Source organism: Pedobacter sp. L105, from assembly GCF_009765875.1.
Taxonomy (GTDB): domain Bacteria; phylum Bacteroidota; class Bacteroidia; order Sphingobacteriales; family Sphingobacteriaceae; genus Pedobacter.
The window spans coordinates 338,284-355,702 of record NZ_LMUP01000002.1 but is presented as its reverse complement, the minus strand read 5'-3'; the positions used below and the strand labels follow the sequence as shown (position 1 = coordinate 355,702).

Sequence of the window (17,419 nt, the reverse complement as noted above, 5' to 3'; positions counted from 1 at the left end):
TGCAATTTTCATCACCTATAAAAATCAATATGTATCAGATGAAAAAAATATTTATATACTTTGCTTTTTCGGCTGTGGTTTTGTCCTCTTGCTCAAAGGAGAATTTGGAGAAAACCAATACAGACCCAAAATCAGCTACGGCTGCAAATAATAATCCTAATTACCTGCTTACGTCAGGAGAGCTGGAATATGCAAATACTGGTTATACACAATTGTTGTATCAGTCAATGATGATGCAGGGACTGGCCAGTACCTTAAACTATTATGGTAACGGTGATAAATACATCACTACCAGTGGAACGGTGGGTTATCAGGCTGAAATCTGGAGTACTACGTACACTGCGCTAAGTGAAATGAATCAGGCAATTATCATTGCCAATGCACAGGACCCGGTAAAATACAACAATGTAATCCAGATCGCTAAGATCAATGAGATGATGATGTTCCAGAGAATTACCGATACTTATGGTGATGTTCCTTTTACTCAGGCTTTACTGGCTTCTACAGGTAATGTAACTCCTTCATATGACAAACAGCAAAGCATTTATCCTGCTATGCTTACTCAGTTGCAGGCGGCAATTACAGCGCTGAATACTACTTCTCTGGCCGTTTCAGGTGATCTTTATTACACAGGAGACGTAACCAAATGGAAAAAACTGGGTTACTCGCTGATGCTGAGAATAGCGATGCGTTTGACAAAATCTGATCTGGCAACTGCTAAAACATGGGCTGAAACAGCTTATGCAGGCGGTACCATGGCCAGTAATGATGACAATGCGATCCTGAAAACAGATGCTTCCAACAGTGATACGAAAAATGCAAATACAGCTGCTTTATTGGTTACTGATGATTTTCAGCAGGTAAGATGGAGCCAGACCTATATCAACTGGTTAAGGGCAACAAATGATCCTCGTTTAGGGGTGATCGGTGAAATTCCTTTGGCTGGAAAAGCTAACAATGCCGACCAAACTTTATCAGGAAATACAGCCGCAAGCGCGCAGATTGGTATGCCAAACGGCTACGATCAGAATGGTGGTGCATTTGACATCAGTAAAGCACCAAATTATCCGGGTGCAACGGGTACTACAGGTGATATTGCTGCTCTGGGTGGTTATTCACGTCCGAGGGTTGCTGTTTACATGCAACAGTCGGGTCCTCTTTTTGTCATGTCTTATGCAGAATCAGAACTATTATTGGCTGAAGCTGCTTACAGGGGCTGGGCCGCGGGAACTGCCGCCACACATTATTCAAATGCAGTTACCGCTGCACTGAACTCTATGTCGCAAATGTCTACCGGAAGCTCTACTATTGCTACTGCTGATATTGCTGCTTATGTAGCGGCCAACCCTCTGGTTGCAGGTTCAGAAATGAAAATGATCAACGAGCAATACTGGGCTACTGATATCGCAAACTTCAACTTTATCGAGGTTTGGGCCAACTGGAGAAGATCTGGTTATCCTGTATTAACTCCGGTACAATATACCGGAAACGTTACAGGTGGAACTATTCCAAGAAGAATGCCTTATCCGGCTACTGAAGTTACAGTGAACGGCGCAAACTACGCTGCTGCTGTTGCTTTAATTAGTGGTGGAGATCAGTTAACTTCCAGGGTTTACTGGGATAAATAATGCTCCGGCAATTCCTGCCGTATAGATTATTCAGCTAAAAACGCTTAATAATACCAATACGGTAGGAATTGTTTTTTTTTTTTGAGATATTACGGGCAGATTTAACAGATCTCCCGTTTTTTTTTGATAATTGTATGATAATGATAAAATTTACACCTCATAGATATAAAATTTACAAATAAATCACCTATAACCGCCCATTGCAGACTGGAGACAGGAAGCAGTAAGTACGATTGAAAAAAAACAACCTAAACGAATGAAAAAATTTAATTGGATAATTGGAGCCTTCTTACTTTTATCCTTAAAAACCGCAGCTCAAAATGGTGTCCATCAACAATCCACGATCTATGAGTGGCCGGCAGACGAAGCTGTAAAAGCAAAACTGGATAAATGGCAGGATCAGAAATTCGGAATGCTTATCCATTGGGGGCTATATGCTGTCCCTGGAATTATTGAATCATGGGAACTCTGCTCTGAACCCTGGATAGAACGTCCTGATAGTACGGTTGCTTATGAAGATTACAAAAAATGGTACTGGGGCTTAAGCAAGCAGTTTAATCCCGTTAAGTTTAACCCCGATCAGTGGGCCAAAGCAGGTAAAGATGCCGGTATGAAATACATGATCTTTACCACCAAACATCACGATGGTTTCTCGATGTTTGACACCAAACAATCTGACTTCAATATTGCCTCCGGGCCATTCAAAGATAATCCGAAAGCCGATGTGGCCAAGTATGTTTTCGACTCCTTCAGAAAACAGGGATTTATGATCGGCGCTTATTTCTCTAAACCGGACTGGCATTCACAATATTTCTGGTGGTCTAAATACGCTACGCCAGACCGCAATACCAATTATGATATCCGTAAGTATTCCTGGAGATGGAACCAGTTCAAAAATTTCGCCTTTAACCAGATTGGTGAGCTGATGAACAATTATGGTTCTATAGATATCCTATGGTTAGACGGGGGATGGGTACGTCCGCTGGAAACCGTAACGCCAGAAGTTAGGGCATGGGGTGCAGCTATTCCTGAATGGAGCCAGGATATTGATATGCCTAAAATTGCCACTATGGCACGTAAAGCGCAACCTGGTTTGCTTATGGTAGACAGAACGGTTCACGGACCTTATGAGAATTACCAGACACCAGAGCAGAAAATTCCGGAGCAGCAGCTGGACCATCCCTGGGAAAGCTGTTTAACTTTAGGCAATGCCTGGGGATTTGTGCCCAATGATCATTATAAAACACCAAATGAAGTGATCCGCTCCCTGGTGGAAGTGGTAGCTAAAGGTGGCAGTTTACTGCTTGGTGTTGGTCCCCGTCCTGATGGTACTTTCCCTGATGTAGCTGTTTCACGCCTGGAAGAGATCGGAAAATGGATGAAAGCCAATGGTAAGGCTATTTATGCTACCCGGATCACCGCGGTGTACCATGATGGAAATACCTGGTTTACACAAAGCAAGGATAAGATGACCAAAAATGCCATTTATTGCTTTAAGGATAGTAGTATTGCTAAAACGATTCAATGGACTGGTAATGCCCCTAAAAAAGGAAGTAAAATGATTTTGCTGAATAGTAATAAACCAGTTCAGTGGGAGTTAAAAGGAGAGACCGTAACCGTTCACCTTCCAGACAATATACAAAATAACCCGTCCGTTTACGGCGCATTGGCTTTTTCATATCCTGTACTATAATTACAACTATGTTTAAAATTAGATTTCATCGCTTCCATTATCCAGTAAAGCGATTACTGCTGGGCACTACTTTCGTAGCTGCTTTAAGCGGGCAAAGTATGGCGCAAAATAAATCGGCCATACAGCTAACCAAATATGTAGACCCATTTATTGGAACCGGAGGCCATGGACACGTTTTTGTAGGTGCTGATGTACCTTTCGGCGCTGTGCAGCTGGGGCTTAAAAATATATCTGCTGGATGGGACTGGTGCTCAGGTTATCATTACAGTGATACCACCATTGTAGGATTTTCTCATACGCATTTAAGCGGTACCGGTATTGGCGACCTTGGCGATATTTCCATTATGCCTGTAGTAGGTGAGGTGAAGCTGACCGAAGGTAAATCAGGTGATGAGCAAAGCGGATATTATTCTACTTACTCTCATCAGCAGGAAGTAGCTAAGCCGGGTTATTACAGTGTGATGGTAAACCGCTACCATATTAAAGCAGAACTGACGGCAAGTAATAGAGTTGGTTTTCATCAGTATACTTTCCCCGCAGGGAAAGAACCAAAAATCATTATCAACCTGAAACAGGGAATCCAGTGGGATAAACCTACGGAAACTTACATCCACCAGGAAAATGACACTACCGTTTCTGGTTACCGTTATTCTAAAGGCTGGGCAGCAGATCAGCGTATTTATTTTACTGCTGTGTTTTCCAAGCCTATCAAAAAGTTTTCTGTATCTGACAGTACCGATACCAAAGCAGGAACCGAATTGAAAGGTTTAGGCGTATTGGGACTTGCTGTTTTTGATGCACAAACTTCAGGGCCGATCCGTATTAAAGTAGCGATCTCACCAGTGAGCATCGAAAATGCAAAATTGAACATGAAAGCAGAGATCCCAGGCTGGAATTTCAATCAGCAGGTGCTTAAAGCAAATGATGCCTGGAATAAGGAACTGAGCAGGGTAGTGATCAAAACAAACGATCTGTCCCGCATGAAGATCTTTTATACTGCATTGTACCATACCATGATTGCTCCGTCAACCTATAATGATGTGAACGGCGATTACCTGGGTACCGATAAAAAGGTATATAAAAATGCTCCTTTTACCAATTATACTACTTTCTCTCTATGGGATACATATAGAGCGGCAATGCCTTTAATGAGCTTAATTAACAGCGAAAGGGAAGGAGATATCGTGAACAGCTTCCTGGCTATCTATCAGCAAACAGGTAAATTACCGGTATGGCCGTTGATGGGCAATGAAACGGATTGTATGGTAGGTAATCCTGGTATGATCGTAGTGGCCGATGCTTACCTGAAAGGGATTAAAGGTTTTGATAAAGATCTTGCTTATGAAGCTTTAAAAGCTACAGGTATGAGAGATGAAAGAGGACTAAACCTAGTAAAGAAATACGGCTTTATTCCTGCCGATAGTACAGTAGAATCTGTAGCCATGGGATTGGAATATGCAATTGCAGACTGGTCGGTTGCCCAGGTAGCTAAGAACCGCGGCGACCATGAAGCTTATGCTTACTGGAGCAAACGCGGTGAAAACTATAAAAATTATTTTGACAAGGAAACCCGCTTTATGCGAGGCCGTTTTGCGAACAACACCTGGAGAACTCCTTTTAGTCCTTTTAGAGCAGTTCACCGTCAGGATGATTATACAGAAGGTAATGCATGGCAATATTTATGGCTGGTACCACAGGATGTGGAAGGCCTGACCAAATTATTGGGCGGTACCAAACCTTTTGTTGCTAAACTGGATTCCCTGTTTACCGCAAAAGGTGATATGGGCTCTGAATCATCTCCTGATATCAGCGGTTTGATCGGCCAATATGCACATGGCAATGAGCCAAGTCACCATATCACTTACATGTATGCCTACGCTGGTCAGCCTTATAAAACCGCAGAAAAAGTAAGGTATATCCTGGATAATCTGTACTCTGACCATTTTGATGGTTTAAGCGGAAACGAAGATGTAGGCCAGATGTCTGCCTGGTATATTTTATCTTCCTTAGGCTTTTATGCAGAGAACCCGGCTAACGGAATGTATGTGTTTGGCAGCCCTGTCATCAATGAAGCTACATTAAAAGTAGGTTATGGACAAACTTTTAGTATGTCTGTAAAAAACAATTCGGCAGTAAATAAATACATCCAGTCGATCACACTCAACGGAAAACCTTATACTAAATCTTATATCCTGCACAGCGAGATCGTTAAAGGTGGTAAGATCGTTATCATAATGGGTGATAAACCCTCTGCAACATGGGGTATAAAACCAGAAGACCGTCCATATTCAGTTACGCAATAAATTACTATTTTTATCTATACTCATGTTTAAAACATCTTCATTTCAATGGCTTAAAACACTGTGCTGCTTGTTGCTCCTGCTTTCGGCTGCAGGGCATCTTTCTGCACAGGATCAGTATGAACTTAATTCAGGCTGGTTGTGTAAGCCTGTTACTCAGGTTAGAGCTCAGGGTACTGAAATTTCAAACTATTCATTTTCTACGGCCGACTGGAAAAAGGCTATTGTTCCCGGTACCGTATTAACCACAATGCTGGCCAATAAAGAAGTTCCTGATCCATATTTTGGAATGAACAATGCCCATATCAAAGACATTTACGAAACCGGAAGGGATTTTTATACCTACTGGTTTGTTAAAGACTTTAAAGAGGCCATCCCTTCTGCTGACGGACAGGTATGGTTAAAATTCAGAGGGATAAACTACAGCTGTGATATTTTTCTGAATGGTAAAAAAGTGAATACAGCACCTTTTAAAGGAATGTATCTTAGAAAATCTTATAATATTACCAAGTTGCTGATCAAAGGCACCAACAGGCTGGCCGTGATCGTTCATCCACCAGATGTGGTAGGTAACCCTAACGGTGGTCAGGGTGGCGACGGAACAATCGCCCGCGGCGTATCTTCTCAATACACTGCCGGATGGGACTGGATCCGTCCGATCAGGGATAGAAACACAGGTATCTGGGATAAAGTTTATATTGAAAGAACGGGTGCTGTAAGTTTAGACAATCCGCATGTGATCACTTTAGTTCCCGGAAAACGTTTAACCTCGGGTCCTCAGGCACCTGCTATTATTAAAGTTTCTGCCGAACTGAAAAATTCAACTGCTAAAGCAGTAACCGGAAGTCTGGTATATACGCTGGACGGTCAGAAAATGGTAAAGGTTGTTACCTTAATGCCTAATAGCACTGCTGAAATTAAATTCGCCGACTTAAGCCTTAAGAATCCTAAATTATGGTGGCCAAGTGGTTATGGACAGCAAAACCTGTATCCTTTACATGTTAGTTTTGTAAAAGGTACGGTAGTTTGTGACAGCCAGACGGTGAGCGTAGGGGTAAGAGAAATTCAAGCTACCTGGAACAGTACCACCAGCAGCAAGCAGATTAGTGTAAACGGACAGAAAGTATTTATTAAAGGTGGCGACTGGATCATGTCTGATGCCATGCTTCGTTTTACCAAAGAAAGATATGATGCCGAGATCAGGTATCACCGTGATATGAACCTGAACCTGATCAGGATCTGGGGAGGTTCACTGATAGAACGCCCTGAATTTTTTGAAGCCTGTGATAAATATGGTATCCTTGTGTTCCAGGATTTCTGGATGTCTGGCGACTGCAATGGCAGATGGGTAGACCCTATGAAATCGGAAGATCAATGGACACGCAGGCAATATCCTGACGATCACCATTTATTCCTGGAATCGGCTGCAGATATGATTAAAATGGTAAGAAATCACCCTTCATTAGCCATCTGGTGCGGTGGAAATGAGATTACTCCTCCGGAAGATATTCTTGTTCCTCTGCGTGATTCTATTTTACCTGCTTTAGATGGTACACGCTGGTTCGTAGAATATTCAAATTCTGATGATATGTCTAAAAATACCCTGGGCGGAAATGGTGATGGCCCATACGGTATACAGGATATTTCTACCTTCTGGAATACCAGAACTTTCCCTTTCAATTCTGAAGTGGGTTCTGTAGGTGTTGGAGATCTGGAGTCTATTCAAAAGATCATGCCGGCAGCCAGTCAGGTTGCCCCTCAGTTTATCGCAAAAGACAAACGTGAGCCTAAAGGCCCTTCAGAAAAAGCAGATTCAGTATGGGATTACCACAATTACCTGGGTGTAGGTTATGAAGACCATATTTTACCTTACGGTAAACCTACCAATCTGGCAGATTTTGCTAAAAAAGCACAGCTGGTTAACTACAATCAGTACAGAGGCCTGATGGAAGGTTTTAGCTCACACATGTGGGATTGGTATACAGGTGTAATCATCTGGAAAACCCAGAATCCATGGACATCCATGCGCGGACAGATGTATGATTATTACCTTGACCCGAATGCCTGTTTATTCGGCTTGCGTTCAGGAAGTGAATCATTGCATTCCATGTATAATCCGGTAGATGGAACCGTAATGGTAGTGAACAATAGTTTCGAAGCCAAACGTAATATTATGCTGGTTGCCAAATCATATGATATGGATGGGAAAGTAACCGATATTATGCAGGTATTCTGCTTTATGGATCCATCAAGCATTAAAAAGATTGAATCTATCAAAAAGAAAGTCGATGAACTTTCCGCTAAAAAAGGTTCCTTCCTTTCCCTGCAGTTACTGGATGAACATCAGAAATTGCTGAGCAATAACTTATACTGGATTGCAGACGACAAAGGAATGTATTCAGGATTGAACGAACTGAAAGCCGTTCAGCTGAACACCCACGCCAGACAATTGAAATCGGGCAAGATTGAAGTGACTTTAGCCAACCCGGCAAATAATCCGGTAAGTTTCTTTAATCGTATTTCATTAGTAGATGCCGGTACCAAACAAAGGATTTTACCTGTATTTTATGATGATAATTATTTCTCCGTTCTTCCGGGAGCAGAAAAAAAGATTATTATTGATTATAACCCGGAAAAAGGAGCTGCTATACCTATGCTGACCCTCACAAATTATACAGGTGACAACCAAACAATCCAGATAAACCCATAACTCAAATTTTATACATAACAAGCATGTCAAGATTAAATTTGCTGGAAGAAACCAGATACGAGAAATTACCCGTAAGCGTATTCAGTGATGAACAAACTGCAAGCGTAGAGGTTGCAAAAAGAATCGCATCACTGATTATTTCAAAACAGGAAAAAGGTGAACAGGCCGTATTAGGTCTGGCTACCGGAGCCACTCCTGTTAAGGTTTACAAAGAACTGATCAGATTACACAAAGAGGAAGGATTAAGTTTCAATAACGTAGTTACTTTTAATCTGGATGAGTATTATCCAATGAAACCTGATGCCGACCAGAGTTATGTTCGTTTCATGAACGAAAATCTGTTCAACCATATCGACATCAAACGCGAAAATATAAATATCCCGGACGGTCTTTTGGAAAGGGAACAAATTGAAGATTTCTGTTTAAGATATGAGCAGAAGATCAGCGGTTTTGGAGGGATAGATTTACAATTGCTGGGTATAGGAAGAACAGGCCACATTGGTTTTAATGAGCCGGGATCTGCGCCTAACTCAGGTACACGTCTGGTAACATTAGACGATCTGACCAGAAGAGATGCTTCACGTGATTTTGGTGGCGTGGCCAATGTGCCTACCAAAGCGATCACCATGGGTATCGGTACCATCTTCAAGGCAAAGGAAATTATCCTGATGGCCTGGAACGAGAAAAAAGCTTCTATCGTTAAAAAAGCAGTGGAAGGCGAATTATCTTCAGAAGTACCGGCTACTTTCTTACAACTGTCGCAAAATGTTGAGTTTATCCTGGATCAGGATGCAGCTACTTCATTAACGCGTTTTGATACACCGTGGTTAGTGAAAGACTGCCATTGGGAAGATCGTCAGGTAACTAAAGCGGTAATCTGGCTGGCAAAAACTTTGGGTAAACCGATCCTGAAGTTAACAGAAGACAATTACAACAATAATGGTATGGCACAGCTGGCTACAGAACGTGGTCCGGTGTACAATATCAATATTCAGATATTCAATAAATTGCAGCACACCATTACCGGCTGGCCGGGTGGTAAACCAAATGCAGATGATAGTCAACGTCCGGAACGTGCAGCTCCGGATCACAAACGTGTGATTATCTTCTCTCCGCATCCTGATGATGATGTAATTTCTATGGGCGGTACTTTTATCCGTTTGGCAGATCAGGGACATGAAGTACATGTAGCTTATCAGACTTCAGGAAATACCGCAGTTTGGGATGATGATGTATTGCGTTTCATGGAGTTCAATATTGATTTTGTAGAATCAAGGGGCGAAGATTCTGCAGCCTTAAAAGCTACCTATCATAGTATGCGCGATTTTATCAGCAAAAAACTGCCTAACCAGACAGACCCTGAAGAAATTCGTACCGTTAAAAAACTGATCAGAAAAGGAGAAGCGATTGCGGGTGCACGATTTGCCGGTTTAACGGATGAGCGTATCCATTTCCAGGACCTTCCTTTTTATGACAGGGGTAAGTTCCAGAAAAATGTAAGTTATGAGGATGACATCATCCAAACGATGGAGCTGCTGCAAAAAGTAAAACCACATCAGATATTTGCTGCCGGTGATTTTGCAGATCCGCATGGAACGCATAAAGTTTGTTTCAATATTATCATTGAAGCCATGATCCGTTTGAGAGCTACAGAAGACTGGACAAAGGATTGCTGGTTATGGATGTACAGAGGTGCATGGCACGAGTTCGAAACTTACGAAATTGAAATGTGTGTGCCTTTATCGCCGCAGGAAGTGCAAAGAAAAAGACTGGCTATCTTCAAACACCAGTCGCAAAAAGATCTTCCTGTGTTCCCTGGAGATGATTCAAGAGAGTTTTGGGTAAGGGCAGAAGCACGTACAACAGAAACCGCAAAAGCATACGATCAGCTTGGACTGGCAGAGTACGAGGCTATGGAAGCCTTTGTGAAATGGAAATTCTAATATTAATCATCTCTTATAACAAGCAATACTAAATGACAACAACAGCAAAAAAAGGAATCCAGCCCATTTATATTATCGGGGCATTGTTCTTTATATTCGGATTTGTAACCTGGTTAAATTCCGTTTTGATCCCTTATCTGAGAATTGCCTGTGAGCTCAATAACTTTGAATCTTACCTGGTGGCTTTTGCCTTTTATATCAGTTACCTGGTGATGGCTATACCATCGGCCTCCGTATTAAAAGTAACAGGTTTTAAAAAAGGTATGGCTTTAGGATTGATAGTGATGGGCTTGGGTGCACTGATCTTTATTCCAGCCGCGCTGTCGCGTACCTATGTTCTTTTTCTGCTGGGTTTGTTTGTACAGGGTACAGGTCTTGCCTTATTACAGACTGCATCTAACCCTTATATTACGATCCTGGGTGCACCCGAAAGTGCCGCCAAAAGAATCAGTATCATGGGTATCTGTAATAAAGTGGCGGGTGCCATTGCACCTATTGCATTGGGTGCTATTGCGCTGAAAGATGTAGATGGCTTTAAACACCGTTTACTCACGATGAGTGCTGCCGAAAAGGTAAGTCAGCTGAACGACCTGGCTTCAAGGGTGATCCTTCCTTATGTAGGAATCATTGCTGTATTGGTGGTCCTGGCAGTGCTGATCTATTTTTCCGATCTGCCTGAGATCGATGCAGATGTTGAAGATGAAAGTGTATCTGCAGCTACAGCCGGTAAAACCAGTGTGTTTCAGTTTCCGCATTTGCTAATGGGTGTATTAACACTATTCCTTTACGTAGGTGTAGAGGTAATGGCTGGTGATACAGTAATCAGTTACGGTTCTTACCAGGGAATCCCATTGGCTACGGCCAAGTTTTTTACCAGCTTTACCCTGCTCGGGATGATTATAGGTTACCTGATTGGAATTATCTGTATTCCTAAATATATCAGTCAGGAAAAAGCGATGAAATGGTTTGCAGCCTTAGGGGTAGTCCTGGTAATTATTGCCATTTCCACTACAGGTTATGTTTCCGTGTTGTTCATCGCCCTGTTAGGTTTGGCCAATTCACTGGTTTGGCCGGCGATATGGCCTCTGGCTTTGTCTGGCCTTGGCAGATTTACAAAAATAGCTTCCTCTTTACTGATTATGGGTATTGCAGGAGGAGCAGTGATTCCCTTGTGTTATGGTGCGCTTGCCGATGTAGTAAATCCTCAGCAGGCCTACTGGATCATGGTTCCATGTTATTTATTTATATTTTATTATGCTACTTTAGGTTATAAAGCTGGCAAAAAAACCGATACGATATTAAACCAGATATAATGAATAGAAAAGATTTTATTACCAAAACCAGTTTGCTGAGCGCGGGGCTTTTTTTAAGCAATGAGCTGAGTGCTTTCGAACTGGCTTATCCTAATGTAAGGGTGCCGCTGAACAAAAGAAAATTCAGCAGCCCTGCCGTAGAAAAGGCTATTCTGGAATTCCAGAAAAAAGTTACCGACAAAGAACTGGGATGGTTATTCAACAACTGTCTGCCCAATACCCTGGATACAACTGTTACTTTTTCCACAGTTGATGGTAAACCGGATACCTATGTGATCACCGGTGATATTGATGCCATGTGGTTAAGGGATAGCTCTGCGCAGGTTTGGCCTTATCTTGCTTTTATGAAGCAGGATAAAAAGCTGCAACAATTGGTTGCGGGGGTCATTAGCCGTCAGACTACTTATGTACTGAAAGATCCTTATGCCAATGCATTTTACCATAGCGGCGATCAGAAAAGTGAATGGCAGAGTGATCATACTACGATGCAGGCAGGAGTACATGAGCGCAAATGGGAAATAGATTCCCTGTGTTATACCATGCGTCTGGCTTATAACTACTGGAAAATGACAGGTGATACTGCTCCTTATGACGAGCGTTGGAAATCTGGCGTAAAGCTGATCCTGGCTACTTTTAAAGAGCAGCAAAGAAAAACAGGACTGGGACCTTACCACTTTCAGCGGAATACGGCCAAACCTACGGACAGCCTGCCCATGTTAGGTTATGGTTTTCCGGTTAAACCTGTAGGACTGATCTGTTCGATGTTCAGGCCAAGTGATGATGCTACCATTTTTCCTTTCCTGATCCCTTCTAATCTTTTTGCTGTAGTGAGTTTAAAACAGATGGCAGAAATGATGACCGTGGTGCAGAAGGATGAAGCTTTGGCTGCGGAACTAACTGCTTTAGCGCAGGAAGTAGAGGCGGCAATTGAAAAATACGCAAAGGTAGAACATCCGGTTTATGGCAAAATCTATGCTTTTGAAGTAGATGGTTTTGGAAACGTTAACCTGATGGATGATGCCAATGTACCAAGTCTGCTTTCATTGCCTTACCTTGATGCTGTAAAAGTTACAGATCCTGTTTATCAGAACACACGCAAATTCGCCTTGTCTGAACATAACCCTTATTTCTATAAAGGTACTTCCAGTGAAGGAATAGGTGGGCCCCATGTAGAGGAGCAGGATATGATCTGGCCGCTGAGCATTATTGCCAGGGGATTAACCAGTACAGATGATGAAGAAATCAAACAATGTGTGGCCTGGTTAAAGGCAAGTCATGCAGGAAAAGGTTTTATGCATGAATCCTATAAGAAGGATCATCCCGAAACGTTTACCCGCCCGTGGTTTGCCTGGGCAAATACCATATTTGGTGAATTTCTGTGGGAAGTGTATCAGAAACGCCCTCATTTACTGACATAATTTAACATTCATTAAAAGATGTTTATCAATCAAACTCAATTACGGAACTGGCTTTTGCCAGTTCTTTTTATATCCTGTCCTGCGTTCCTGTTTGCACAGAAAAAAGAAGTACCGCTTTACAAGAACCCAAAGGCCCCGGTGGCCGACAGGGTAAAAGATCTTCTTGGCAGAATGACCGTTGAAGAAAAAGTTGGTCAGCTGTCAACTTTGCTGGGCTGGGAAATGTATGAGAAGAAAGGTGATGGCGTAGTTGCTTCGGAGAAGTTTAAAAAAACTGTGGCGGCTAACCAGTATGGCATGTTATGGGCAACGCTTAGAGCAGATCCATGGACAAGAAAAACCCTGGAAACTGGCTTGGATCCTTATAAAGCAGCACTGGCAACCAATGCACTGCAAAAATATATTATTGAACATACCAGGTTGCAAATACCTGTATTGATTGCCGAGGAATGTCCGCATGGACACATGGCTATCGGAACTACCGTTTTTCCAACCTCTATCGGGCAGAGCAGTACCTGGGATCCTATGTTGATCCAATCCATGGCTGCGGCTATTGCCAAAGAAGCAAGGTTACAGGGGGCACATATTGGTTATGGCCCGGTGCTGGATCTGGCACGCGAACCTAGGTGGTCAAGGGTAGAGGAAACTTATGGTGAAGATCCATTTTTAAATAGCATGATGGGCGTAGCCATGGTGAAAGGGTTCCAGGGAAAGGATAATACTATCGGCAGCGGTGTAAACGTCATTTCTACCTTAAAACATTTTACTGCTTATGGAAGTCCTGAAGGGGGCCATAATGCAGGTCTGATTAATCCCGGCAGAAGAGAACTGATCCAGAGTTATCTGCCACCATTTGAAGCGTCGATTAAAGCTGGTGCTTTGTCTATCATGGCCGCCTATAATTCTGTTGATGGCGTTCCATGTAGCAGTAACCCCTATTTATTGGATACCCTGCTGCACAGACAATGGGGGTTCAAAGGCTTTTCTGTATCCGATCTGGGAAGTATCGATGGATTAGTGCTCACGCAGCATGTTGCGGCAAACAATATTGATGCTGCCGCACTGGCAATGAACGCAGGATTGGATAACGATCTGGGTGGTGTTGTTTTCTCGGCTCCTTTGCTGGAAGCGATTAAAAATGGTGCGGTTTCTATGCAACGCATAGACGAAGCTACAGGACGGTTGTTAGCGATGAAGTTCGAAATGGGTTTGTTTGAAAATCCTTATGTAGATCCTAAATTGGCTAGAAAAGAAGTACGGAAGGAAGCTACTGTTACCCTTTCCCGTAAGGTAGCACAGGAATCCATCATCCTGTTAAAGAATGAAAATGCAGTATTGCCATTGAAGAAAACTATTAGTTCTATCGCAGTGATAGGACCCAATGCTGATAATATTTATAACCAGCTGGGTGATTATACTGCTCCGCAGGATCCAAAAGCTATAATTACTGTTCTGGAAGGGATTACTGCTAAGCTGCCTGCAGCAAAAATCAATTATGTGAAAGGCTGTGCGATAAGGGATACTGCCAATGTGCATATTGCCGAAGCAGTAGCAGCAGCAAAACAATCGGATGTAGCAGTAGTGGTGATCGGCGGATCAAGTGCCCGCGATTTTAAAACCGAATATATCAGTACCGGAGCAGCAATAGTTGGTAAAGGTACTGCTGAAGTAAGTGATATGGAAGCCGGTGAGGGATATGACAGGGAAACCTTAGACCTGATGGGTAAACAGCTTGAATTGTTGCAGGCTGTAGTAAAAACCGGGAAACCGGTAGTGGTAGTATTTATCGGCGGAAGGCCGCTAAACCTGAATTGGCCTGCTGCAAACGCTGCCGCTATCATTACTGCCTGGTATCCGGGACAGGAAGGCGGAGATGCCATTGCTGATGTTTTATTTGGTGATTATAATCCTGCCGGGAGACTGCCGATATCTGTTCCGAGATCAGTAGGACAACTGCCTGATTATTACAATTACCAGAATTCATCTAAGCATGATTATGTAGAAGGACCTGCAACTCCGTTATATGCTTTTGGTTATGGGCTAAGCTACAGCAAATTTGTGTATAGCGATCTGGATGCAACAGTAAATGCAGGAGACAACCTGACGGTGAATGTGAGTCTCAAGGTAACTAACAGCAGTGCCATAGATGGTGATGAGGTAGTGCAATTGTATCTTCGTGATGATGTTTCTTCCGTAGTTACACCCGTTAAAACACTGAAGGCTTTCAGCCGTATAAATATCAAGGCAGGCGCGACAAGAACAGTAGAATTTACCCTGCATAAAAATGATCTGAGTTTAATGAACCAGCAAATGCAGCGCGTAGTAGAAGCAGGGGATTTTACCCTGATGCTTGGCGCAGGTTCTACAGATATCAGACTGGAAAAGAAAATCAACGTTAACCAAAACTATAAATTATGAAGAAAGTGATCTCAGGCCTGGTACTCGCCTGCATTACGATGAGTGTAAAGGCCCAGACCGATGAAAATCTTGGAATTATTCCTGCGCCGGTATCGGTGCAAAGACAATCGGGATATTTTAAACTGGATAAAACTGTGGTATTGGTTTCTAACGAAGCACCCAATGCGGCTACTGCAGATATGCTGAATGCGTATATTGCTGCTAAAGGCGGCTTTGCTTTAAGAACCACTAAGGCAACGGGCACACAGCATGCTATTATATTGAGTTCTGATGGTGCAGATCAGTTGCCGGAAGAAGGATATACCCTGAAGGTTGACGCCAAAAGTATTACCGTTACAGGTAAAGGAGCAGGATTGTTCTATGGGGTACAATCGCTGATGCAGATGATGCCTGAGAAAAAAGGGGATGAAATTGATATTCAGGCCAGCGTGATCAATGATTATCCAAGATTCAAATACAGGGGAATGCACCTTGACGTAGGAAGACATTTCTTCCCTGTGTCTTTTGTTAAAAAATATATCGACCTGATGGCGATGTACAAGTTAAACAATTTCCACTGGCACTTAACTGAAGATCAGGGCTGGAGGATAGAGATAAAAAAATATCCAAAGCTAACCAGTATAGGTGCTGAAAGAAGCGGCTCCATTGTTGGTCACCATCCCGGTATAACCACCGATAATAAGCTTGTAAAGGGGTATTATACACAGGAAGAAGTAAAAGAAGTGGTTGCCTATGCGACCAAAAGATTTATCAACGTAATTCCTGAAATTGAGTTGCCAGGACATAGTTCTGCTGCCATCGCTGCTTACCCTCAGTTGAGCTGCTTTCCGGAAAGGGATACCTATATCGATCCTAAAGCGCCGTGGTCAGGTTCAAGAAAAGGAAAACAGGTACAGCAAACCTGGGGAGTGTTTGATGATGTATATGCCCCAACAGAATATACCTTTAAGTTTTTAGAAGATGTGCTGGATGAAGTAATGGTTTTATTTCCATCAAAATATATCCATATTGGTGGTGATGAAAGTCCTAAAGAATACTGGAAACAATCGCCTTTCTGCCAGCAGCTAATTAAAGATAAAGGATTAAAGGATGAACACGAACTGCAAAGTTATTTCATCGCCCGTATCGAGAAATATATCAATTCCAAAGGCCGCTCGATTATTGGATGGGACGAGATCCTGGAAGGCGGTTTGGCACCAAATGCAACAGTAATGTCGTGGAGAGGTGTTGAAGGTGGTATCGCTGCCGCTAAATTGAATCATAATGTAATTATGACCCCGGGAAGTAATGGATTGTACGTAGATCATGCACAATCAAAATCACCTGACGAACCGGTCAACATTGGCGGTGTAGATCCATATTCAAAGATTTACGCTTATGACCCTGTTCCAGCAGAGTTAAATGCCGATCAGCAAAAATTTATTGAAGGTGTACAGGCCAACTTATGGACGGAATATATCGAAACCGGCGCTAAGGTAGAGTATATGGTTTTACCAAGAATGATGGCACTGAGCGAAATTGCCTGGACACCTGTAGCCAAAAAAGACCTGAAGAATTTCTCTGAGGATAGATTGCCGCTGCACCTGGCGCGCCTGGATAAAACCAGTACTAATTTTTGGGTACCAGGACCAATTGGACAATCAGATAAAGAACTGGATGGAGACAACATCACGATGGAGTTAAAAGCTCCTGTACAGGGTGCCAAGATCTATTACACGTTAGATAATACCCGTCCTTCTGAAGTATCCAATCAATATACTACACCGTTAAAGATCGATGTACCAAAAGGACAGAAACTGGATTTCAAAACGATTGTGATTACGCCAAATGGCAAACGCAGTGTGGTTTCCGATACGATATTGAACAATGGGGCTAAATAGCCTATTTAACTTTTTAAATTTGGTTAAAATCCTTTTTTAGTATAAATTGCTACAATAAAGTACCAGTAACATTTGCTTTCAAATCAGGAAGAACAAGTTACTGGTAGCTTTAATGA

Annotated in this window: 9 protein-coding genes; all 9 read left to right on the top strand. The window is 42.5% G+C overall.

The window, feature by feature from the left end; translation table 11 throughout:
- Positions 1-38 precede the first annotated feature (38 nt).
- The 9 genes from GSQ84_RS02685 to GSQ84_RS02645 all read left to right on the top strand — a co-directional run bounded on the left by GSQ84_RS02685 (position 39) and on the right by GSQ84_RS02645 (position 17,303).
- A complete protein-coding gene (locus GSQ84_RS02685) occupies positions 39-1,628 on the top strand; it encodes a SusD/RagB family nutrient-binding outer membrane lipoprotein (protein WP_158795708.1) in 1,590 nt (529 codons plus the stop codon).
- 256 nt (positions 1,629-1,884) lie between these two features.
- Complete coding sequence (locus GSQ84_RS02680) at positions 1,885-3,321, top strand: alpha-L-fucosidase (RefSeq protein WP_158795707.1); 1,437 nt, start codon at positions 1,885-1,887, stop codon at positions 3,319-3,321.
- 8 nt (positions 3,322-3,329) lie between these two features.
- Positions 3,330-5,624 (top strand): GH92 family glycosyl hydrolase, encoded by a 2,295-nt coding sequence (locus tag GSQ84_RS02675; protein ID WP_174238627.1) that lies wholly within the window; start codon positions 3,330-3,332, stop codon positions 5,622-5,624.
- 22 nt (positions 5,625-5,646) lie between these two features.
- The gene (locus tag GSQ84_RS02670; RefSeq protein ID WP_158795706.1) at positions 5,647-8,331 is read left to right on the top strand and encodes a glycoside hydrolase family 2 TIM barrel-domain containing protein; all 2,685 of its coding nucleotides are present in this window, start codon (positions 5,647-5,649) and stop codon (positions 8,329-8,331) included.
- A gap of 23 nt (positions 8,332-8,354) precedes the next feature.
- Positions 8,355-10,274, top strand: coding sequence for a glucosamine-6-phosphate deaminase (gene nagB, locus GSQ84_RS02665; protein WP_158795705.1), 1,920 nt, complete (start codon positions 8,355-8,357; stop codon positions 10,272-10,274).
- A gap of 32 nt (positions 10,275-10,306) precedes the next feature.
- On the top strand, positions 10,307-11,587 hold the full coding sequence (locus GSQ84_RS02660; protein WP_158795704.1) for a sugar MFS transporter: 1,281 nt from the start codon (positions 10,307-10,309) through the stop codon (positions 11,585-11,587).
- Entirely contained in the window at positions 11,587-13,005 is a 1,419-nt protein-coding gene (locus GSQ84_RS02655) for a glycoside hydrolase family 125 protein (RefSeq protein ID WP_158795703.1), read from the top strand. Before GSQ84_RS02660 ends, GSQ84_RS02655 begins: the two co-directional genes overlap by 1 nt.
- Positions 13,006-13,023: 18 nt before the next feature.
- Positions 13,024-15,423, top strand: coding sequence for a glycoside hydrolase family 3 C-terminal domain-containing protein (locus GSQ84_RS02650; RefSeq protein WP_158795702.1), 2,400 nt, complete (start codon positions 13,024-13,026; stop codon positions 15,421-15,423).
- Positions 15,420-17,303, top strand: a complete 1,884-nt coding sequence (locus GSQ84_RS02645; protein ID WP_158795701.1) for a beta-N-acetylhexosaminidase — start codon at positions 15,420-15,422, stop codon at positions 17,301-17,303. Before GSQ84_RS02650 ends, GSQ84_RS02645 begins: the two co-directional genes overlap by 4 nt.
- Positions 17,304-17,419: the final 116 nt, after the last annotated feature.

Bases quoted from the DNA above. Each gene is read 5' to 3' on its own strand.
- GSQ84_RS02670 (WP_158795706.1), top strand. From the start codon at position 5,647: ATGTTTAAAACATCTTCATTTCAATGGCTTAAAACACTGTGCTGCTTG.
- GSQ84_RS02685 (WP_158795708.1), top strand. From the start codon at position 39: ATGAAAAAAATATTTATATACTTTGCTTTTTCGGCTGTGGTTTTGTCC.
- GSQ84_RS02650 (WP_158795702.1), top strand. From the start codon at position 13,024: ATGTTTATCAATCAAACTCAATTACGGAACTGGCTTTTGCCAGTTCTT.
- GSQ84_RS02675 (WP_174238627.1), top strand. From the start codon at position 3,330: ATGTTTAAAATTAGATTTCATCGCTTCCATTATCCAGTAAAGCGATTA.
- GSQ84_RS02680 (WP_158795707.1), top strand. From the start codon at position 1,885: ATGAAAAAATTTAATTGGATAATTGGAGCCTTCTTACTTTTATCCTTA.
- GSQ84_RS02645 (WP_158795701.1), top strand. From the start codon at position 15,420: ATGAAGAAAGTGATCTCAGGCCTGGTACTCGCCTGCATTACGATGAGT.
- GSQ84_RS02655 (WP_158795703.1), top strand. From the start codon at position 11,587: ATGAATAGAAAAGATTTTATTACCAAAACCAGTTTGCTGAGCGCGGGG.
- GSQ84_RS02660 (WP_158795704.1), top strand. From the start codon at position 10,307: ATGACAACAACAGCAAAAAAAGGAATCCAGCCCATTTATATTATCGGG.
- nagB (WP_158795705.1), top strand. From the start codon at position 8,355: ATGTCAAGATTAAATTTGCTGGAAGAAACCAGATACGAGAAATTACCC.